Consider the following 20,781-nt stretch of genomic DNA (forward strand, 5'->3'; position numbering starts at 1 on the left):
CATCCGCTCACGCTGACCGCACGACTGACAAGGACCATCCCATGAAGCCTGAAGACCGCCCGTCTGATGATTCCCAACCGGTGATCCCCGGCGCCCCGGCCTCCCAGCCGCCGAGCCTGGAGGAACCGAGCACGCCGGTGGAACCCCTGCCGCCGAAGGCGGACCAGGAACCCATCGCACGGGTCACGGCCACCGGCTGCCCGTTCATGCCGGGCGCACCGGACCATCCCGATCCGCGTGCCCAGCAGGGGGAGTACCTGACCACGTCGACCGGCACGCGGGTGCCGGAGACGGATAAATCGCTCAAGGCAGGCCCCCGTGGTCCGGTGCTGCTGCAGGACCACCACCTGCGCGAGAAGATCATGCACTTCGACCATGAGCGCATCCCGGAGCGTGTCGTCCACGCTCGCGGCGCCGGCGCGCACGGGGTGTTCGTCGCCAACGGCGCCGCCAGTGAGATCAGCAGCGCCGGGGTATTCCAGGAAGGCAAGGAGACGGACGTCTTCGTGCGTTTCTCCACCGTGGTCGGTTCCCGCGGCTCCGCAGACACCGTGCGCGACACCCGCGGCTTCGCCACGAAGTTCTACACCGACGAGGGCACCTGGGATCTGGTGGGCAACAACATCCCCGTCTTCTTCATCCAGGACGGCATCAAGTTCCCCGACGTGGTCCATGCCGCCAAGCCGCACCCGGACCGGGAGATCCCGCAGGCCCAGAGCGCGCACGACACGTTCTGGGACTTCGTCTCCCTGCACACCGAGGCCCAGCACCACGTCATCTGGCAGATGTCCGACCGCGCCATCCCGCGTTCCTACCGGATGATGGAGGGCTTCGGCATCCACACCTTCCGTCTCACCAACGACGCCGGTGAGACCACCCTGGTGAAGTTCCACTGGAAGCCGCGCCTGGGCGTGCACTCCCTGGTCTGGGAGGAGGCGCAGATCACCTCAGGTGTGGACCCGGATTTCCACCGCCGCGACCTGGCTGATGCCATCGAGGCCGGCGCCCACCCCCAGTGGGACCTCGGCGTGCAGGTCTTCCCCGACACCGAGGAGGAGATGTTCGAGGGCATCGACCTGCTCGACCCGACGAAGATCGTCCCCGAGGAGCTGGCACCCGTGCGCATCATCGGCACGATGACGCTCAACGGCAACCCGACCAACTTCTTCGAGCAGACCGAGCAGGTGGCCTTCCACCCGGGGCACCTGCCGCCGGGCATCGACGTCACCGCCGACCCGCTGCTGCAGGGCCGGCTGTTCTCCTACCTGGACACGCAGCTGACGCGTCTGGCGGGGCCGAACTTCAACCAGATCCCCATCAACCGCCCGCACGCGCCGGTCAACGACATGTTCCGCGACGGTTTCCACCAGCAGGGCAACCACGTGGGCGTGGCCCCGTACCACCCGAACTCGCTGGACGGCGGAAACCCGACGCCCACCACCGAGGGCGCGCGCATCGACGTCCCCGTGCCCGTCCCCGCCACCACCATCGGTCGGGAGCAGCCCGTCAGCTTCGAGGACCACTTCTCGCAGGCGCGGCTGTTCTGGCTTTCGCTCAGCGCCGTCGAACAGCAGCACACGGCGGATGCCTACGCCTTCGAGCTGGGCAAATGCTACGAGGAGAACATCAAGGCCCGGCAGGTGGAGCTGCTCGCGCGTATCGACGCCGGCCTGGCCGCCACCGTCGCCGCCAAGCTCGGCCTGACCGCCACCGCCAGCACGGACCTGCCGGATGTGGTCCCCAGCCCGGCGCTGTCGCAGGTGGGGGAGGAGTGGCCGCTGGACGGCCGCCAGATCGGCATCCTCACCACGAAGAACACCTCTCCCGAGGAAGTGCGGGAGCTGGTCACGGCCGTGGACGGCGCGGGTATGGTGCCGCTCGTCGTCAGCGAGCACGGCGGGAAACTCGGTGATCTGCCCATCTCGCGGACCTACGACACCGCCCGCTCCGTGGAGTTCGACGCCGTCGTGGTGGCCGAGAAGTCGGACCAGCCCGAGGCCGACATCCTGCTGGCCGAGGCCTTCCGCCACAAGAAGGCCATCGCGTTGGGCAGCGGCGTGGACACCCCGGCCGTGGATGCGGGGGCGCCGGGGGTGGTGGGTGTCGATAAGCTCGCCGACGCCCTCGACGCGCTCACCCCGCTGATGCGACAGCACCGCGTCTGGGAGCGGTAGCCTTCCAGGGTATGGACGTCTGGTTCACCTCTGACCTGCATCTCGGCCACAAGTCGGTGGCCCGGCTCCGCGGGATGGAGGTGGACCAGCACGACGACCGCGTGCTCCGCGGCATCCGGGAACTGCCCGCGGGCGACCGCCTGTGGATCCTCGGCGACCTCTCCCGGGGAGCGGCCGAGGACGAACAGCGTGCCCTGCGGCTGCTCAAAGAGCACGGCGGGCATCTGGAGATGCACCTCGTGCCCGGCAACCACGACTCCTGTCACCCGCTGCACCGCTCCGCCTTCCGGATGCAGCCTTATTTCCTCGAGGTCTTCGCCTCGGTGCAGCCCTTCCAGAAGCTGCGCTGGCGGGGCAGGAGCGTCTACCTCTCCCACTTCCCGCGCCCCGGCATGGACCATGCCGACATGGAATCACGTCACGACGAGGTGCGTCTCGACGTCGACCTCCTCGTCCACGGCCACCTCCACTCGCCGCAGCCGCGCACCGGCTACGGCATGGTCGACGTCGGCCAGGAGGCCTGGGGCATGCGGCCCGCCCATCAGGGTGAGGTGGAACGGGAGCTGTTTCAGGCCTGATCGCGCACGCGCGCGGACAGGTCCGCGATCTCCCCGAGACTGAGCTCCCGGTCCGGGTGGGCGTTGCAGTGGTCGAGAATCTCATAGCCCGCGTACTGCAGCTCCAGGTGGCGCCCCCACCGCTCGGCGGCGACCTCAGGGAATTCCTGGGCCAGCGACTGGGCGGCGCGGCGTTCACTGATGAGCTCGAACTGCAGGTCGCGACGCTCGGGGAGGGAACCATCCGGCGTCTTCGTCAGCAGGGCACCCAGCAGCGAACCCATCGCCCTGTTGCAGAGCTCAGCCAGACGCTCGTGGTGGCGGGGCTTGGCGTCCCGCGGCCACAGCCACAGCACGGCCACGGCGAAGATGACCGACAGCAGCACCTCCGCCGTCCGGGAGACGAGCGTCTCCCCGAGCGGCAGAGCCAGGGCGTTGCCCATCATCAGCGCCAGCGGGGTAGTGAAGATGACGGTGAAGATGTAGTTGCGCACCACGAAGATCTCCGCATAGAACTGGCAGACCGCCAACGCCAGGAGCAGCCCCCACACCCCCAGGTCAAATGCGTAGAAGGCGGCGAAGAGCCCGATGCCGACGACCGAACCGAGCAGCCGGTGCAGGCCGCGGATGGTGCCCGGCAGCCGGTCCGGCCCCCACTGCAGGATCAGCAGCGCCGAGACGATCGCCCAGTCCGGACGGTCCAGACCGAACAGGATGCCCACCACACCGCACAACAGGGCGGCGAGAAACACCTTCGCCGCCGTCAGCGTCGCATGACTGTAGCGGTGCATGGAACGGTAGAGCCGGTAGCTGGCCGAGGGGCGGCTGTGCGGGATCGCCCGGCGCGACAGGTCCATGTAGACGGGGGTGTCGGTGAGGTCCTCCGCCTCCTGTTCCCGGTCCCCGGCGGTGGCGAGGGTGATGTGCCCGCGCATGGTGCGTTCGACCAGGTCGCGGCGGGACTCGTCGAGGATGCGGCCGGCGCCGATGACGCCGGCGTCGGCAAGCGAGTACCAGGCGCTCGACAGGGCGCTGTGCGCCTGGTGCAGCTTCGCCACGCTGCGGTCACTGCGCAGGAAATCCGCCACCGCCTTCTCCAGGGTCTTCACCGCGGACGTCTCCGGGCCGTGGCGGTTCCACAGGGCCGGCAGCATCCCGAGGGTGATGCCCGATGCCGCCCCCACCAGCGCCCAGGCGCCGACCTCCACCGGGTTGAGGCCCAGACGGGCGACCATCGTCGAACCGCCGGCGACCATGACGATGAAGAAGGAGCCCGGCGGCGGCAGACGCAGGGCATTCTGCACGAAGGCACCGATGGTGGCCACGACCGTGGTGAACAGCGCAGCCAGCAGCAGCCACCAGTGGCTCTCGTGGGAGAAGACCACCGAGCCGACGAAGGCCCCGGCCATGGCACTGCCGGCGAGCAGGGCGCCGGCGGTGGCCATGACCCGCCAGCGGGTGCGGAAGGGCAGCCCCTCACCGTAGATGACGGCGAAGCCACCGGCCGCGATGAGCAGCATCTCGTTGTCGTAGCCCAGCAGCAGGGCGATGGCGCCGGGGATTGCCAGCGCCAGGGCGGCGCGCAGCGCGCCGGGCCAGCGGCGGCCGGGGCTGTGGAAGGCGGTGAGCAGTTCCCAGAAACCGGGGCGGGCGGGCAACGGTTCGGAGTGCGTCATGCCCCTGAGTCTAGGACCCGGAGTGGCGGATCCGCCCGGTGAGGTGTAGACCACTCGGTCTTAAAACCTAGACAGAACGGTATTTAATGGGGTACGGTGCGGGTTGTCAACGAACCTTCCCTGAAAGGCGGATCAATGATCCTCACCGGCCTGGCTGTCGGCGCAGTCCTCGGCATCGTCATGCAGCGCGGACGGTTCTGCGTCACGGGCATGCTCCGCGACATCTTCCTGCAGAAGACCTGGCGCAGCCTCGTCGCGCTGTTCATCGTCATCTCGGTCCACGCCGTGGGCATCGCCGCCCTGACCAGCCTCGGCATCATCTCTCCGACGTACAGCAACTTCGCCCCGATCGCCGTCATCGGCGGCGGCTTCCTCTTCGGCCTGGGCATCATCCTCGCCGGCGGCTGCGCCTCCGGCACCTGGTTCCGCTCCGCGGAGGGGCTGATCGGTTCCTGGATCGCGCTCATCTTCTACGCTCTGTCCGCCGCCGCGATGCAGACCGGTGCGCTCAACTGGCTCAACGTCGGCCTGAAGTCCTACGACACCCCGCTGACCACCCTGCCCGCCACCTTCGGGGTCTCCGCCTGGTTCTTCGCCGTCCCGCTGGCCATCGGCACCGCCCTGGCCACCCGCCACTTCCTGGCCACCGAGAAGAAGCCCGTCCGCCTCAACGTCCCGTTCTGGAAGCGCCCCCTGCACCTCTACACCGCCGGCGCGCTCATCGGCCTGATCGGCGTCATCGCCTGGCCGCTGTCCGCCGCCGCGGGCCGCAACTCCGGCCTGGGCATCACCGGCCCGACCGGTGGTCTGGTCAACTTCACCGTCACCGGTGACCTCGAGCGCGTCGACTGGGGAGTCATGCTCGTCCTCGGCCTGCTCATCGGCGCCTTCGCCGCCGCCAAGGCCACCGGCGAGTTCCGTCTGCGCGTCCCGGACGCGAAGACCGCCACCCGCGCGGTCGGCGGCGGCAGCATGATGGGTGTCGGCGCGGCCCTGGCCGGCGGCTGCACCGTCGGCAACGGCATGGTCCAGACCGCCCTGTTCAGCTACCAGGGCTGGATCGCCCTGCTGTTCATCGCCCTCGGCGTCGGCGTCGGTGCGAAGCTGTGGCTCAAGCCGGCCGCCACCCCCGCCGCCCCGCAGACCTACACCACCGAGGAGTCCATCACCCCGGTCTCCGCGGAGGACAAGGTCCTCAGCCCGGGCTTCGCCGTCGCCACCGGTGCCGTCACCCTCAGGACCGCCCCGCGCGTGAAGAAGGCCCGCCCCCTCGGCGAGGGCCGCTGGGCACTCGACCAGATGGGGGCCGTCTGCCCCTTCCCGCTCATCGAGGCCAAGGACGTCATCGCCACCCTGGAGCCTGGTGAGGAACTGGTCATCGACTTCGACTGCACCCAGGGCACCGAGACAATCCCGCAGTGGGCCGCCGACAACGGCCACGACGTCACCGACTTCCACACCACCGGTGACGCCACCTGGCAGATCACGATCCGGAAGGGCTGACCCGCACCGTCATGTTCAGGCGCCGCTCCTGCGAGGGCGCCAGCACCACACCGCTGAGGTCCGCACCCAGCAGGGCAGGTTCCACGCACAGGAAATCCGCCCATTCGCCGCCGCCGACATCCTCCATGCCGGCGGCGGCTTTCTCACCCGGATTCCACACGACGGTCGCGTCCGCACCCTCCGCTTCCACGGTGATCACCCGCTGCTTGTCGACGATCCGCACCTCCCGCGAGGCCAGGAAGATCCGGTCGAACTCGCCCTCCACACCCACTTCACCGGACTGGGTGCCGCGTTCATCGCTGAGCCGGTCGAGCACCTCCACCCCGTCCAGGCCCTCGACGTGCACGCGGGCAACGTGGCTGACCCGGAAATAAGGGTGGAAACCCAGCTGCACGGTCCGCTCCTCCCCCGACTCATTGCGGGCGGTGAGGTCGAGGCGCACGCCGTCGGCAAGCTCCCGGACATGGAGCAGCAGGTGGATGCCGTCGTTGACCACCTCCGCGTCGAAGACGCGCCCGTCGGTGGTGACCTTCCAGTCGGCGGTGCGCGCCCAGCCGTGGCGCGGGGCGTCGGCAAGCAGATCCGCGAAGGCGGGGGCTATGACGGGCACACCCCCGCGGATGGGGGAGCGCCCGGTCGTGGAGGAGACCCAGAACAACTCCCCGAGGTCAGTGTCCGTGCTGGTCAGGTGGGCCCCTGACGGGCTCAGGTGCATGCGTCCGGCGGTCAACAGATCGTCCATGCCTCCCCAGGGTAGTGACCCGGATTCGGGGGTGCCGGAGGTGTGACCTAGGATGCCTCCAGGCCCAACCGGCCGAGCCTCGGGCCGTGCCCACCCATGTACGCCCCTCCCCATGAATTAAGCAGTCTCATCAAGGAGTCGTCCATGACCACCCCCTCCCGGTCGAAGGAGGACCGCTCGGCCGCCATCGCGGTCACCGCGTTCCCGCTCTTCATCCTCGCCGGCACCGCCCTCGCCTTCTTCTTCCCGGCCCCCTTCGAACCGCTCTCGCAGTACATCACGTACTTCCTCATGATCATCATGTTCGGCATGGGCCTGACCCTGACCCTGCCGGACTTCAAGGAGATCGCGCGCCGCCCCTGGCCCATCCTGCTCGGCGTCATCGCCCAGTTCGTGATCATGCCGCTCGGCGCCGTCCTCGTCGCCCGCATGCTCGGCCTCAACGAGGCCCTGGCCGTCGGCCTGCTCATGCTCGGCTCCGTCCCCGGCGGCACCTCCTCCAACGTCATCACCTACCTGGCCAAGGGCGACGTCGCCCTGTCCGTGGCGATGACGTCCATGTCGACGCTGCTCTCACCCATCGTCACCCCGATGCTCATGCTCTTCCTCGCCGACACGCGTACCGACGTCGACGGCCTCGGCATGGCCATCTCCCTCGTCCAGACCGTACTGCTGCCCGTCATCGGTGGCCTGGCCATCCGCTACTTCGCCGACAAGTGGATCAACCTCATCACCCCGGTCCTGCCGTGGATCTCCATCCTCGGCATCGGCGGCGTCGTCTTTCCCGCCGTGGCCACCAACTCCGAGAGGCTCGCCGCCGTCGGCCTCATCGTCTTCGTCGCCGTGCTCCTGCACAACGTCTTCGGCTACATCCTCGGCTACGTCGCCGGCCGGATCTTCCGCCTGCCCGAATCCGCCAACCGGACCATGGCCGTGGAGATCGGCACCCAGTCCGCCGGCCTGGCCTCCGGCATGTCCGCCAAGTTCTTCAGCCCCGAGGCCGCCCTCCCCGGTGCTGTCGCCGCCGTGCTGCACAACATCACCGGCGCGGTCTACGCCTCCATCGTCCGCCGCTTCCCGCTGCCCGATGAGAAGGCCGCCGTGGCCTCCGCTGCGCCGGAGACCGAGAAGGTGTCCGTCTCCTAGTTTCCGCTCACCTGGGCTAAGGTTGGGCCACTGGTATCGAGTCGACCGTGAGGTACGGTGAGAAACATGAAGCTGCCGGACAACCGTGAGCATGTGGCCCTGTCAACGGCAGAGGTCACCGAATTTGACCGACTGTCCCACGAACTGGGGATCTTCGAGGTCTCCGAGGAACGGATCCTCCACCCGGGAATCCTCACCCAGGTCTACGGGGGATAACTCCCTTCGAAGCCTCCCTTGGGCCCCTCACTGTCACAGTGAGGGGTCCTTTTCTGTCCGGTGGACACTTGGGTGCTGTCGGGGGTGATGTGCGTCAAAATGTTCTGATACCGTGACCTGTGCCATGCCTGTGGCACCGGACTGACACACGGAGGAGGGGTTGACATGACCAACGTCGTCGACCTGAAAAACGCCGCAACCGAATGGCTCAAAGCGCTTGAACAAGCAGGTGCAGCTTCTGACGCAGCCACCGCCGCTACGGCGGTCAGTGAATTGTTTGAACCTGAAGGCTACTGGCGGGACCTGCTCGCCTTCACCTGGAACATCACCACCGCTGAGGGAGCGGACGAGATGGCAGAGATGATCCGTGAGACGTGGCCGGCCAGCGGTCTGAGCAATATCGTCCTCGACGGTGATCCCGTCGATGAGGGGGACGGGGTCACTCGAATCCAGTTCTCCTGTGACTCCCGGGACTTCCACTGCACCGGCATCGTGCGTCTGCGTAACGGTCGCGCCTGGACCATGCTCACCTCGGCCCGGGAACTCAAGGAGCACCCGGAGCCCAGCGGTCGACGCCGCCCCCTGGGGGCAGAGCATGGCCAACACACCGACAAGCGGAACTGGGCGGACAAGAAGCTTGCCCGCCAGACTGCGTTGGGCGTGACGGAACAGCCCTATGTCCTCATCGTGGGCGGTGGACAGGGCGGCATCGCATTGGCCGCACGCCTGAAACGGCTGGGCGTACCCACCCTCGTCGTGGATAAGGCCGCCCGGCCCGGTGACCAGTGGCGCGGTCGCTATCATTCGCTGTGCCTGCACGACCCGGTCTGGTACGACCACCTGCCCTACCTGCCCTTCCCGGATGACTGGCCGGTGTTCACCCCGAAGGACAAGATGGGTGACTGGCTCGAGCACTACGTCGGGATCATGGACCTGGACTACTGGACGCGGACCGAGTGCCTGCGGGCGAACTACGACGAAACACAGAACCGCTGGGATGTCGTCGTCAACCGGGACGGGGCCGAGCTGACGCTGCACCCTGACCAGCTGGTGCTGGCCACCGGCATGTCGGGGGTGCCGAACCGCCCCACCCTGCCGGGTGAGGAGAACTTCAGCGGCGAGATCCGGCACTCCTCCGAGCATCCCGGCGGTGAGGTCGACCGTGACCGGGACGTCGTCGTGCTGGGCGCGAACAACTCGGCGCATGACATCTGCGCGGACCTCTACGACAACGGTGCCCGCCCCGTGATGATCCAACGGTCCTCCACCCACATCGTCCGCTCCGAAACCTTGATGCGGGAGGTCTTCGGACCCCTGTATTCCGAGGAGGCGCTCGAAGCCGGGATTGACACCGACACCGCCGACCTCCTCTTCGCCTCGTGGCCGTACAAGGTCCTGCCCGAGGTGCAGAAGGAGGTTTTCGACAAGGTCCGGGAGGTGGACAAGGACTTCTACGACCGGTTGGAGAAGGCTGGTTTCCTGCTCGACTTCGGCGATGACGGCTCCGGCCTGTTCCTGAAGTACCTGCGCCGCGGCTCCGGCTACTACATCGACGTCGGCGCCTCCGAGTTGGTCGCCGACGGAAAGATCCCCGTTCGTTCTGACGTGTGCATCGATGAGGTCCGGGAGCGGTCGGTGGTGCTGAGTGATGGCACCGAACTGCCCGCCGATGTCATCGTCCTGGCCACCGGCTACGGGAACATGAACAACTGGGCCGCCCAGTTGATCAGCCAGGAGGTCGCTGACCAGGTGGGACCGTGCTGGGGGCTGGGCTCCGACACCACCAAGGACCCGGGCCCCTGGGAGGGGGAGCTGCGCAACATGTGGAAACCGACCCCGGTGGAGGCCCTGTGGTTCCACGGCGGCAACCTCCACCAGTCCCGCCACTACTCGCGGTACCTGTCCCTGCAGCTCAAGGCCCGCTATGAGGGGATGGACACCCCGGTTTACGAGAAAAGCGGGGAACGCCAGCCTGTCTGACCGGACCTGCTCCTCGCCTGAGGGGTCCCGGTTGGGGATGGTCTCCGGACAACCTTCCTGGTGCGGGCCGGCTATTCACGGCAGCACCGCCCCCGGCCCCGGGTAGGGGGACTGCGCGCCGTGGCCGGTGGTGGCGTAGGCCCCGACCCGGGCGGCGTGGTGGGCGGCGTCGATAAGGTTCTCACCGGCGGTGAGGCGGGCGGCGACGGCGCCGGTGAAGGCGTCACCCGCGCCGACGGTGTCCACCGGGGTGACCTGTGGGGTGGGGATGTGGGTGATGCCGTCAGTCTCACCGACGAGTGCGCCGCGCCCGCCGAGGGTGAGGATCACGGAGCGGAATCCGACGTGGAGCAGGGCGGTGACCAGGGCCTCGGGGTCATCGGCACTGATGCCTGCGCCGAGCTGGTCGAGGATGAGTCCGGCCTCGTGCTCGTTGGCGATGAGCGGATCCGCGCTGATCAGTGCCCGCCTGTCCACCTCGATGACGGGTGCCAGGGTGACCACGACACGGCCCGTCGCGAGGCGGACGGCGGCGGTGAAACCGTCGGCGGGGATCTCCCCCTGCAGCAGGAGGAGCTCCGCGGATTCGATCAGTGGTGCGCGTTCCTCGACGAATTCGGCGGTGACGGCGGCATTGGCGCCGGGCACGACGATGATGGTGTTCTCGCCGTCGTCGGCGACGGTGATCACGGCCAGACCGGTGGTTTCATCGACGACGGCCACGCCCGACATGTCCACCTTCGCGGAGTGGAGGTAGGCGGTGGCGGGCCCGGCATGGGCGTCGTTGCCGACGGCGCCGATCATCGCCACCGAACCACCCTGCAGCGCGGCGGCCACGGCCTGGTTGGCCCCTTTGCCGCCGGCGGTGATGCCCCCTCCGGAACCGAGGAGGGTCTCCCCGCGTCCGGGGTGGCGGGCCACCCTGACGGTCAGGTCGGCGTTGATGGAGCCGACGATGACGATGTCCACTGGTCGGGGGTGGTCGCTGGTCAATGGGATCCTTCTAGGTGTGCGGGCGGCGGAAATCACTGGAGGGGCGGATGATCAGGGAAGTGGGGGTGGTGATCGACTCCGGCGCGTCAGCATCCGCGATCAGCGCGATGAGCAGATTGAGGGCGGTGCGTCCGAGGTTGTCTACGCCCTGGTCGATGACGCTCACCGGGTAGGCCTGCAGGCGCATGGTGAGGTTGTCGTCGAAGCCGATGAAGGCCAGATCCTGTCCGATAGCCACCTTATGCGTGTGGAGGGTCTCGAGCGCGTTGAGCGAGAGTGTGGTGTCCCCGGCGATGATCGCCTCGACGCCACGCTCCAGCAGTTCCATGGCGTCACCGCGGTGGATCTCCCGCTTATCGACGCCGTGCCTCCCGCACGCCTCCTCGAAGGCCGCGAGTCTGCCCCTCGCGGTCGAGGCGTTCGCCGGTCCCGGCAGGTAGCCGATGTGGCGGTGGCCGTTGGTGACGAGGTGCGCCACGGCGGCGTCCATGCCCGGGAGGGGGTCGGAAGCGACCGTCGGTAAGCCGGCGCCGGGCAGCTCCCGGTCGACGAGGACCACCGGGATCCGCGCCTTGGCCAGCTTCTCGAAACTGTCCTCCGAACCCTGGTGCGGTACCGCGAGGATGCCGTCCACCCGCTGGTTGGCCAGCACGTCCAGCGAGTAGTGGAGTTGTTTCGTGTCCTCGGCAGTGGAGGAGATGATGGTGCACAGGTGATTGTCGGCGGCCTCCTGCTGGATGGCGTGGGCCATCCGCGCGAAGAAGGGGTTGATCAGGCTGGGCAGGGCCACACCGATGATGTTGGTACGTGCGCTGCGCAGTGCCCGGGCCTGCGGGTTCGGGCGGTAGCTGAGTTCCTCTGCGCACCTGCGGACCCGCTCCCTGGTGCGTTCGGCGATCACGGGGTTTCCCGCCAGTGCACGTGATGCCGTGGAGATGGAGACGCCTGCTGCTGCGGCGACGTCCTTGAGGGTCGAGGGTGAAGGGTTCATGACCTCGCCTTTCCCTGAGGTGCAATCGTTTGCAAATGGTCTATACGACTATGGTATTCTCCTGAATTTATCTAGTCAATAGTGGCCTATCACGGAACCATTGCATTTCTGCGCCCCTCCACCACGGCCGATAGGATGGTTGGATGAAGCGTCTCTTCTCCGCTCTGCTCATCTCCGACGACGCCCGCGAACACCTCGTGCACGCCCTCCGGCCCATCCGCGAGGAGCACCCCCAGGGACTGCGGTGGACGGACCCCGACAACTGGCACATCACCCTGTGCTTCTACGGCAGCCAGCCCAACGACCACACCGACCTCGCCGCGCACCTCGCCCAGGCCGCCGGGGCCTCCGCCCCGCTGAATCTCAGCCTGCGCGGCGCCGGTTCCTTCGGGCACCGCACCTTGTGGATGGGCGTCGGTGGCCAGGTCAAGGAGCTCAAATCACTCATGACCGACACCATCATCGACCTGGACAACCCACCGCCGCCGCAGAAACCGCACCTGACCATCGCGCGCACACAGGAACGCTGGCTCGTCGCCGATCTGGTGCACGCGCTGCTGGTCTACGAGGGTCCGGAGTTCCTCTGCGATGAGCTGGTGCTCATGGAATCAGTGCCCGGCGAGGGCCGCTCGGGCGGTCCCCGCTATGACATCCTCGAACGGATCCGGTTGGGCTAATCGTCAGGCGAAGGTGGGGCGTTCGCCTTCTCCTGTTCCCGCCTGGCCCGGGACTCCTCCCGGATGCGTTCCCGTCTGTTCTCCGTGCGCTGCCCGACGGTCTGGACCCAGTTCCGTTGCTTCGGGGCCAGGGGACCGGCGGGTTCCTCGACGATCCACCGGCCGTCCTCGAACAGCCAGTACTTCTCCCGCGTGTGGGGATCGATGATGTAGTGCACCCGGCCGTCGGTCTTGATGTTGTGGTGCCTCTGGCACAGGGGAACCAGGTTCGCTGCGGTGGTCGGGCCGCCTTCGGCCCAGTCCACCCGGTGGTCCATCTGAGTGTGGATCCCGGGGCGGGAACAGCCCGGGTAGCTGCACACCCCGTCCCAGCCGATGACCACCGCCCGGATGTCTGCGGGCGTGGCATAGGCCCCGGAGACCTTCCCGTAGAGCTCGTCCATGTCGCGGACCACGGTGGCGGCCCGGGTGAGCTTCTGGGCGTTGGTCCACCCGATGCCGGAGATCCAGGACGGCGCGCCGGGGACGTCCTTGGCGCGGTAGATGTTGAGGGTGATGTTCGTGGTGGCTTCGCCGCGGACGAGCTGGTTGAAGGCCTCCGCCAGGCTGATGTCGTTGGTGGTGGCGTGCCTGCGCACCCGCTCGTTGACCTCATGGGCGGTCACCGCGTCGGTCATCACCTCGATGAACCCGCGGTCGCCGTCGATATGGACGGCGAAGTGGCTCGGCTTCTCCTCGGGAGTGTCGTCGGCGGAGACGGAGTCATCGAGGGTGGTGATGATGCCGTTGAGCTTCTCCCGGATGGCGTGCGCCGTGGGCAGCGCCTGATTGGGCCGGGTGGGGGTGAGAAAGTCGGTGATCTCCTTGTCGACGACCGCCATCTGCTCCAGGTTGTCCGCGTCCAGTTTGCACAGCACGGCGTCGATGGCCTTCAGCCGGCTCAGATCGAGGTGGAACATCCGCTCCTGGAGTGCTTTGAGGCGGGGCAGCTCGTGCAGACGCATGTGGGCGTAGAGGGCGGACTGGATGAACCGCTCACCGTGGCCGGTACTGGCACGCAGACGGGCGAGGACGAGGTCAACGTCCTCGAGCTCCTCCGGTGCCTCCGACTGCCAGATCTGGTGGTCCTCCCGGCGGATGCGGGTGGCGCGGACGGCGGTGGGGTCATGCGGCGAGCAGCAGGAGTAGTAGTTCTTCGGGCGCAGCAGCTCCTCGAGCTCGCGCTCCAGCTGAGACTCCAGCGTCTTCACAACCGACCCCCTTCGTTCGTGTGTTCGAAATCCACCCTAGAACACCTGATCCATCCCCGCAAGGGCCCCTACATGCGCGGGATGGCCGCGAGCAGGGAGCGGGTGTACTCGTGCTGCGGATCGGCCCAGACCTGTTCGGTGGGGCCGTGTTCGACGATGCGCCCCTGGTACATCACGGCCACGGTCGAGCAGACCTGGCGGAGCACTGACAGGTCGTGGGTGATGAACACCAGGGTCAGGCCGTATTCCTCGACGAGGTGATCGAGCAGGTCGAGTACCTGGGCGCGGACGGAGACGTCGAGGGCGGAGACGGGCTCGTCGGCAAGCAGGACCTCCGGTCTGCCGGCCACCGCCCGGGCGATGGAGATGCGTTGGCGTTGGCCGCCGGAGAACTGGTGGGGGAAACGCTCCGCGGCATCCTCCGGCAGGCCCACCTCGGCCAGGACCTCGGCCACCCGTTCCTGGTCGCCGCCGCCCTCGGCGACGGACCTGCCGATGCGCAGGCGTGGGTTGAGGGAACTCTGCGGGTCCTGGAAGACCACCTGCACACCGGCACCCACGGTCACCGTGCCTGAGTCGGGGGTGTCCAGACCGGCGAACTGGCGCAGCAGTGTGGTCTTCCCGGAACCGGAGCCGCCGACCACGCCGAGGCGTTCGCCGCGATGGACGGTGAGGGAGACGCCGTCCAGCGCGAGCGTGTCACCGTAGCGGCGGGTGACCTTGTCCAGGGAGAGCACCGGTTCACCGACGTCACGCACTTCGGCGGGCGGGCCGGGCCGGGAGGCGGCGACGAGGCGCCGGGTATAGGGGTGGGCGGGGGAGCGCAGCACCTGCCGGGTTTCCCCGTCCTCGACGATGCGACCCTCAGACATGACGAGGACGCGGCGGCACATACGGTTGATCACGCCGAGGTCGTGGGTGATGAACAGCAGGGAGATGCCGAGGCGGTCGACGAGGTCGTCGAGAAGCTCGAGGATCTGGCCCTGCACCGTCACGTCGAGGGCGGTGGTGGGTTCGTCGCAGATGAGCAGGTCCGGTTCGCCTGCCAGGGCCATGGCGATGAGCACGCGCTGGCGTTGGCCCCCGGAGAGTTCGTGCGGGTAGGCGCCCATGCGCGCGGGGTCGAGCGCGACGCGGGTGAACAGGTCCGCCACGTCGCGGCGCCCCGCGGCCTCAGCCACCTGCTTGCCGACGCTCATCAGCGGGTCCAGCGCCGTCATCGGCTCCTGGAAAACCATGGCCGCGACCTTCCCGCGCAGGGGCCGCATGCGCCGGTCGGGCAGGCCCACGGTCTCCTGGTCCAGCAGTTTCACGGAACCGTTGGCATGCAGGCCGCGGGGGAGCAGCCCCATGACAGACAGCGCGGTGAGGGACTTGCCGGAACCGGATTCGCCGATGATGCCCACCCGCTCCCCGCGGCCGACGGTGAAGCTGACGCCGCCGACGAGACCGTCACCGACGCGCAGGTCACGGACCTCCAGGACGGGGTTCATCGCCGGCTCCGTTGCGGGTCGAGGACGTCACGCAGGCCGTCGCCGAGCAGGTTGAAGCCGAGGACGGTCAGCGCGATGGCCAGCCCCGGCCACAGGGCGAGCTGGGGCGCGGAACCGAGGGAGGCCTGCGCGGACTGCAGCATCCTGCCCCAGGACGGGTCGGGTGGGGAGGTGCCCAGGCCGAGGAAACTCAGCGCCGCCTCGGCGAGGATGGCCAGGGCGAAGGCGACGGAGACCTGCACGATGATCACGCCGGCGATGTTGGGCAGGACGTGCCGGCCGGCGATGACCAGACCCGGGACGTGGGAGACGCGGGCGGAGGAGATGTAGTCCTGGGTCATCACCTGCAGGGTCCCGGCACGCGCCACGCGGGCGAAACCGGGGATGCCGGCGATGCCGATGGCGGTCATGGCCGTCAGGGTGGAGGGACCGAAGGTGGCCCCGGCGACGATCGCCAGCAGCAGGGCGGGGAAGGCGAGCAGGAGATCCGCCCCGCGCATGATCAGCGTTTCTGCGAGGCCGCGGCGCATGCCGGCGAGGATGCCGAAGGGCACGCCGAACAGCGCTGAGATCCCCACGGCGACCAACCCGACAAACAGCGTGATGCGGGCGCCGGCCATGATGCGGGAGAACACGTCACGCCCGTAGCGGTCGGTGCCCAGCAGGTGTTCGGTCGAGGATCCCAGCAACCGGTCGTAGGGCATGGCGTGGACGGGGTCATAGGGGGTCCACACCAGGGAGACCAGGGCGGTGAGCACGGTGATCCCGACGATGAGCGCACCGATCCAACCGGCGAGGGGCAACCTGCTCATGCGCTCCTCCGGATCCGCGGGTCGATGAGCCGGTAGGCCAGGTCGACGAGCAGGTTGACGGTGAGGGTGAACACGACGAGCAGCATGACGATGGTCTGCACGCTGGTCAGATCACGCCCCGCCACCGAATCCAGCAGCAGCGACCCGAGCCCGGGCAGCAGGAAGACCCGCTCGATGACCACCGCGCCCACCACCAGGCTGGTCAGCTGCAGCCCCGTCACGGTGAGCACCGGCAGCGCGGCGTTGCGCAGGCCGTGGCGCCACAGCGCCTCGCTTGCCGACGCCCCCGTCGACCGCGCCGTCCGCATGAACTCCCGGTCCATCACCTCCAGCACTGCGGAGCGGACGTAGCGGGTGAGGATCGCCGCCTGCACCAGCGTCAGGGCGATGACGGGCAGGATGAGGCGGGCGAGGAAACCGGCGAAGTCCTCACCCGGGGGGATCCAGCCACTGGCGGGCAGCCAGCCGAGGTGGACGGCGAAGACGGTGACCAGCAGGATGCCGGCGAGGAAGGAGGGGATGGCGATGCCGACCTGGGAGAAGGCGGAGATGACCACGTCCTCGCGACGCGCGGCCCACATACCCGTGGGCACCGCGATGAGCAGGGACAGCACCATCGCCACCCCGCACAGGATGAGGGAGACCTGCGCCCGGTCGAGCACCAGCGGGGTGATGTCCTGCCGCGAGGCCAGCGAGATGCCGAAATCGCCGGTGAGCAGCCCGCCGAGCCATTCGAGGTACTGGACGAGCAGGGGACGGTCGGTACCCAGCTGGGTGGCCAGCTGCGCGACGGCCTCATCGGTGGCGGTGATGCCTAGGGCCACGCGCGCCGGGTCGCCGGGGATGGCGCGCAGCAGCACGAAGATGAGCACGGAGGCCAGCAGCAGGGTGGCGAGGAAGCGGAGCAGAGCGCGGACGATCACTGCTTCTCCATCCCGGACAGGGCCAGCGCGTCGGTGACCACGGTGGGGTTCACGCCGGTGACACCGGGTGCGGTGATGACGATGTTGGGCAGGTTGAACACGGTGAGTGCCCCTGCCTCGGACATGATCGTGTCGACGGCCACCCGCATGTGTTCCGTCTGCTCCTGCGCGGTGGCGGCGGTGTCGGCGGCGAGCAGCTCGGCGCGGACGCCGGCGTTGTCGTAGCCGAGGTAGTAGTCGGGGCTGCCGAACAGTGCGGGGATGTCACGGGCCTCGACATGCGCGATGATCGACATGTCGTAGTTGTGTGCCGACATCACCTCGGTCAGCCAGACGGCGGGGAATTCGACGGTGTGGAGGGTGACGTCGAAGCCGACGTCACGCAGCTGGGAGTAGAGCAGCTCGGAGACGGCCTGGGCGTAGGGGAGTGAGGGCACGGAGATGGTGATGGCGGGTTCGCGGCCGTCGAGAAGCTCGCGGGCCAGATCCGGGTCATGGGGGGCGTGGTCGTGGCCGGTGAACCACGGGTCGGTCGGCGGGACGGGGGCGCCGCCGGTGTCGGTGGCCAGGCCTTCCCAGACCACGAGATTGAGGGCGTCGCGGTCGACGGCGTGGGCCACGGCGCGGCGGACGTCCGGGTCGTCGAAGGGGGCGCGGCGGTTGTTCATGGAGACGAGCACCTCGCCGTTGGTGGTGCCCACCTGCACGGTGTGTTCCTCCGGCAGGGTGTCGAGCAGTTCGGGGGACTGCATCGCCCAGACCACGTCGATGTCCCCGGAGCGCAGGGCGTTGACGGCGGAGGGGGCGTCGGCGAAATAGCGGATGGCGGCGTCGGCACGCGCAGCATCCCCCCAGTAGTCCGCGCGCGCGGTGAAGGCGATGGACTCGCCCACGGCGAAACGCTCCAGTTCATAGGGGCCGGTGCCCACGGGATGGGTCGCCAGCCTATCGACGCCCGTCGGGCTCATCATCGCCCCCGTCAGCGTGCCCATGGACCACAGCCACTGCTGTGAGGGCCGGGAGAGGGTGACGCGCAGGGTGTGCTCGTCGACGGCGGTCACCCCGGAGACGACGTCCATCTGGGATTTCAGGCCGTTGCTCCAGGAATCCCGGACGTAGTCGATGCTGAACTTCGCGCTCTGCGCGTTGAAGGGGGAGCCGTCGGAGAAACTCACCCCTTCGCGCAGGTGGAAGAGGTAGTCGGTGGCGTCCTCGCTGACCTCCCAGGAGGTGGCGAGGTGGGGGATGATGTCGCCGGCGGCGTCGATACGCACCAGGCCCTCGTAGATGTTGGACATCAGCGCCTGGGGGATCGCCGCGCCGCCGGTGGTGGTGAAGTCCAGGGAGGCGGGCGCGCCGGTGGTGCCCAGCACGATGGTGTCCTCGCCCGCCACCCGCCCGACCCGACCGGCGGTGGAACCGGCGGAGCAGGCGGCGGCCAGCAGGCCGATCAGGGCCACGCAGGCCACGACCGCTTTGCGCACACTCATGCCTTAAGACATTAGCGGGCTTCAGCTGCTGATCATGGACAACGCGGTGGGGGAGTTGCGGGTGGAGTTGATGGTGAAGCTGGCCTTGGTGTGCAGGTAGCGGTCATCGGAGTACTCGATGGGGGTGCCGCCGGTGGTGAAGGCGCGGCGGCGCACCCGCAGCAGAGGGGCGCCTGCGGGGACCTGCAGGAGCGCGGCGTCCTCGGCCTCGGCGGGGACTGCATCGATGGTGCGGGTGGCGGTGTCGATGTCCACGCCGCAGTCGAGGAGGTGCTGGTAGATCGAACCGGAGTCGGTGTCGAAGCTCAGGAGGTGCCGACCGAATTCGAAGGGGTAGTTCAGCCTTTCGATCATCGCGGCTTGACCGTCCATGAGGCGCAGGCGGAAGACGGAGACCACCTGCGCGCCGTCGGGGATCTCCAGGTGGGCGGCCAGCCGCGGGTCGGCGGGCTTGCGGGTGACCCACTGCGTCTGCTGCCCGGGGGTGATCCCGGCGGTGAGACACCACTGGGTGAAGGAGAAGATGTCGTCGAAGGACTGGGTGGGCCGGTGGTCCAGGACCCGGGAGCGGCGTCCCTGCCCGGAGGAGATGAGCCCCTCGGAGCGCAGCAGTGCGATGGCCTGGCGGACGGTACCGCGGGCGGATTCGAAACGCCGGCACAGCTCCGCCTCGGAGGGGAGCGGATCCCCGGGGACGAGCTCCCCCTCCCTGATGGAGCTGCGGAGGTAGGCGGCGATCTCCTCGTACTGCTGCACGACGGTCACTTCTCGCTTTCTGGCTGTGTGAGGGTTCTTATCTGGACAGGTGCTGGATCATGTTAGTGAGGTGGATGACATTCTGCAGGGCAATTCACGGAACCGCGGAAACTTTCGGGGCCTTCCAGGTGAATTCTAGTTGAACTTGTCTAGTCAGGGAAGGCTTCTGAGTGCACAGGTGCCATGATCGGGGGCATGACACATCGCACTGATCTCATCGTCGTCGGCGCCGGCATCATCGGCCTCGCCACCGCCTTCCTCGCCCGGGAACGTGGCTTGAGCGTCCGGGTGATCGACGCCGCCGACCGCCCCGTCGGTTCCTCGATCCAGAACTTCGGGCACGCCTGCTTCACCGGCCAGGCCGACATCATCCAGGAGGTCGCAGCCTCCGCCCGCGCCGGCTGGCTCCGCGCCGCGGAGGCCGCCGGCTTCTGGGCCGCCGAATCCGGCACCTGGATCCCCGCCACCACCGAGGCGGAGATGCAGGTCCTGCGCGAATTTGCCGACCACCGGGGCCCGGAGCAGGTGCGGCTGCTGGACACCGCGGATGTCGCCCAGGGCATCGGCAACCCGGAACTGACCGCCGTCGGCGGGGCGCACCTGCCCCTGGACATGCGGGTCAACCCGCGCGAGGCCGCCCCCACCCTGGCCGGCTGGCTGGCCCGCAACGGCGTGGAATTCAACTGGAACACGCAGGTCACCGGCGTGGCGGACGGTCAGGTGGACACCGTGCGCGGCCAGTTCACGGCCGACCGCGTCATCGCCTGCCCGGGTTATAAGCTGATGAACCTCTTCCCGGAGATCGCCGAACGCCACGGCGTGCGCGTGTGCACCCTGGCCATGAGCCTCATCGACCGGCCGGCCCGCATCGACCAGTCGCTGGGCATGCTCACCGGCACCTCCCTCGCCCGCTACGACGGCTTCGCCGCCATGCCAGGTGTGGCACGGCTGCGCGAAGAACTGGCCGAAAGGGAACCTGAACTGGTCGGATGTATCGCCAACCTCATGGTCACCGGCATCGACCAGGGCCTGCTCATCGGCGATTCCCATGCCTACGACCTCAGCCCGGAGCCCTTCATCGAGGAGGACATCGCCCAGCTGCTGCTCGATCGCGCCTGCGCGGTCCTGGGCATTGAGCAGCCGCGGGTGCGCCAGCGCTGGCTGGGCAGCTACGCCGACAGCGCCGACAGGAACCTGGTGCTGGAACATCCGGATGAGCGCACGACCGTCGCCGTGGTCACCTCCGGGATCGGCATGACGCTGTCCTTCGGGGTAGCGGAACTGGCCCTGGATGGCGGCCAGGTGGCGGGGTTCTGACCCGTCGGAGGCGGGGCGGTTACCGGCAGATGAACTCTTCCAACTCGACTAGACAAGTCTGAAATCCTCCCTCAGGATGGGGTCA

Annotated in this window: 18 protein-coding genes; 8 read left to right on the forward strand and 10 right to left on the reverse strand. The window is 68.3% G+C overall.

Annotated features, from left to right (window positions below; all coding sequences use genetic code 11):
* Window positions 1-41: 41 nt before the first annotated feature.
* Both EAH68_RS09540 and EAH68_RS09545 read left to right on the forward strand, forming a co-directional pair.
* A complete protein-coding gene (locus EAH68_RS09540; RefSeq protein WP_126121103.1) occupies window positions 42-2,174 on the forward strand; it encodes a catalase in 2,133 nt (710 codons plus the stop codon).
* 11 nt (window positions 2,175-2,185) lie between these two features.
* A complete protein-coding gene (locus EAH68_RS09545) occupies window positions 2,186-2,752 on the forward strand; it encodes a metallophosphoesterase (RefSeq protein ID WP_126121104.1) in 567 nt (188 codons plus the stop codon).
* Here EAH68_RS09545 and EAH68_RS09550 read toward each other — a convergent pair.
* Window positions 2,743-4,407: an FUSC family protein gene (locus tag EAH68_RS09550; protein ID WP_126121105.1), complete on the reverse strand. Its 1,665-nt coding sequence runs from the start codon at window positions 4,405-4,407 to the stop codon at window positions 2,743-2,745. The genes EAH68_RS09545 and EAH68_RS09550 overlap by 10 nt on opposite strands.
* Window positions 4,408-4,542: 135 nt before the next feature.
* Here EAH68_RS09550 and EAH68_RS09555 point away from each other — a divergent pair, with 135 nt between their 5' ends.
* Window positions 4,543-5,910: a YeeE/YedE thiosulfate transporter family protein gene (locus EAH68_RS09555; protein ID WP_126121106.1), complete on the forward strand. Its 1,368-nt coding sequence runs from the start codon at window positions 4,543-4,545 to the stop codon at window positions 5,908-5,910.
* Here the strand turns inward: EAH68_RS09555 and EAH68_RS09560 are convergent.
* A complete protein-coding gene (locus EAH68_RS09560; protein WP_126121107.1) occupies window positions 5,891-6,652 on the reverse strand; it encodes an aldose epimerase family protein in 762 nt (253 codons plus the stop codon). The genes EAH68_RS09555 and EAH68_RS09560 overlap by 20 nt on opposite strands.
* Before the next feature lie 144 nt (window positions 6,653-6,796).
* On the opposite strand from EAH68_RS09560, the gene EAH68_RS09565 reads away from it, so the two are divergent.
* The 3 genes from EAH68_RS09565 (at window position 6,797) to EAH68_RS09570 (ending at window position 9,994) form a co-directional block, all read left to right on the forward strand.
* Window positions 6,797-7,798 (forward strand): bile acid:sodium symporter family protein, encoded by a 1,002-nt coding sequence (locus EAH68_RS09565; protein WP_126121108.1) that lies wholly within the window; start codon window positions 6,797-6,799, stop codon window positions 7,796-7,798.
* A 66-nt stretch (window positions 7,799-7,864) separates the two neighbouring features.
* Window positions 7,865-8,014, forward strand: coding sequence for a hypothetical protein (locus EAH68_RS14750; protein WP_164546461.1), 150 nt, complete (start codon window positions 7,865-7,867; stop codon window positions 8,012-8,014).
* Window positions 8,015-8,179: 165 nt separating this feature from the next.
* Window positions 8,180-9,994: a flavin-containing monooxygenase gene (locus EAH68_RS09570; RefSeq protein ID WP_126121109.1), complete on the forward strand. Its 1,815-nt coding sequence runs from the start codon at window positions 8,180-8,182 to the stop codon at window positions 9,992-9,994.
* A 75-nt stretch (window positions 9,995-10,069) separates the two neighbouring features.
* Here the strand turns inward: EAH68_RS09570 and EAH68_RS09575 are convergent, their stop codons facing one another.
* Complete coding sequence (locus tag EAH68_RS09575; protein WP_126121170.1) at window positions 10,070-10,963, reverse strand: ribokinase; 894 nt, start codon at window positions 10,961-10,963, stop codon at window positions 10,070-10,072.
* A 34-nt stretch (window positions 10,964-10,997) separates the two neighbouring features.
* Window positions 10,998-11,978 (reverse strand): LacI family DNA-binding transcriptional regulator, encoded by a 981-nt coding sequence (locus EAH68_RS09580; RefSeq protein ID WP_126121110.1) that lies wholly within the window; start codon window positions 11,976-11,978, stop codon window positions 10,998-11,000.
* Window positions 11,979-12,121: 143 nt separating this feature from the next.
* Here EAH68_RS09580 and thpR point away from each other — a divergent pair, with 143 nt between their 5' ends.
* Window positions 12,122-12,655 carry an RNA 2',3'-cyclic phosphodiesterase gene (gene thpR / locus EAH68_RS09585; RefSeq protein WP_126121111.1) on the forward strand — a complete coding sequence of 178 codons (534 nt, stop codon included), beginning with the start codon at window positions 12,122-12,124 and terminating at the stop codon, window positions 12,653-12,655.
* Here thpR and EAH68_RS09590 read toward each other — a convergent pair.
* The 6 genes from EAH68_RS09590 to EAH68_RS09615 form a co-directional block, all read right to left on the reverse strand.
* On the reverse strand, window positions 12,652-13,905 hold the full coding sequence (locus tag EAH68_RS09590; protein ID WP_126121112.1) for an HNH endonuclease signature motif containing protein: 1,254 nt from the start codon (window positions 13,903-13,905) through the stop codon (window positions 12,652-12,654). The two genes, thpR and EAH68_RS09590, sit on opposite strands and share 4 nt — an antisense overlap.
* 68 nt (window positions 13,906-13,973) lie before the next feature.
* On the reverse strand, window positions 13,974-15,398 hold the full coding sequence (locus EAH68_RS09595) for an ATP-binding cassette domain-containing protein (RefSeq protein WP_126121113.1): 1,425 nt from the start codon (window positions 15,396-15,398) through the stop codon (window positions 13,974-13,976).
* Entirely contained in the window at window positions 15,395-16,210 is an 816-nt protein-coding gene (locus tag EAH68_RS09600; protein ID WP_126121114.1) for an ABC transporter permease, read from the reverse strand. Before EAH68_RS09600 ends, EAH68_RS09595 begins: the two co-directional genes overlap by 4 nt.
* On the reverse strand, window positions 16,207-17,133 hold the full coding sequence (locus tag EAH68_RS09605; protein WP_126121115.1) for an ABC transporter permease: 927 nt from the start codon (window positions 17,131-17,133) through the stop codon (window positions 16,207-16,209). The genes EAH68_RS09600 and EAH68_RS09605 overlap by 4 nt, the downstream gene beginning before the upstream one ends.
* Window positions 17,130-18,623 carry an ABC transporter substrate-binding protein gene (locus EAH68_RS09610; RefSeq protein WP_126121116.1) on the reverse strand — a complete coding sequence of 498 codons (1,494 nt, stop codon included), beginning with the start codon at window positions 18,621-18,623 and terminating at the stop codon, window positions 17,130-17,132. The genes EAH68_RS09605 and EAH68_RS09610 overlap by 4 nt, the downstream gene beginning before the upstream one ends.
* Window positions 18,624-18,644: 21 nt before the next feature.
* Window positions 18,645-19,388 carry a GntR family transcriptional regulator gene (locus EAH68_RS09615; RefSeq protein WP_126121117.1) on the reverse strand — a complete coding sequence of 248 codons (744 nt, stop codon included), beginning with the start codon at window positions 19,386-19,388 and terminating at the stop codon, window positions 18,645-18,647.
* A gap of 186 nt (window positions 19,389-19,574) precedes the next feature.
* Here EAH68_RS09615 and EAH68_RS09620 point away from each other — a divergent pair, with 186 nt between their 5' ends.
* On the forward strand, window positions 19,575-20,696 hold the full coding sequence (locus EAH68_RS09620; protein WP_126121118.1) for a TIGR03364 family FAD-dependent oxidoreductase: 1,122 nt from the start codon (window positions 19,575-19,577) through the stop codon (window positions 20,694-20,696).
* Window positions 20,697-20,781 lie beyond the last annotated feature (85 nt).

This window comes from Corynebacterium hylobatis (genome assembly GCF_003955685.1).
GTDB lineage: Bacteria > Actinomycetota > Actinomycetes > Mycobacteriales > Mycobacteriaceae > Corynebacterium > Corynebacterium hylobatis.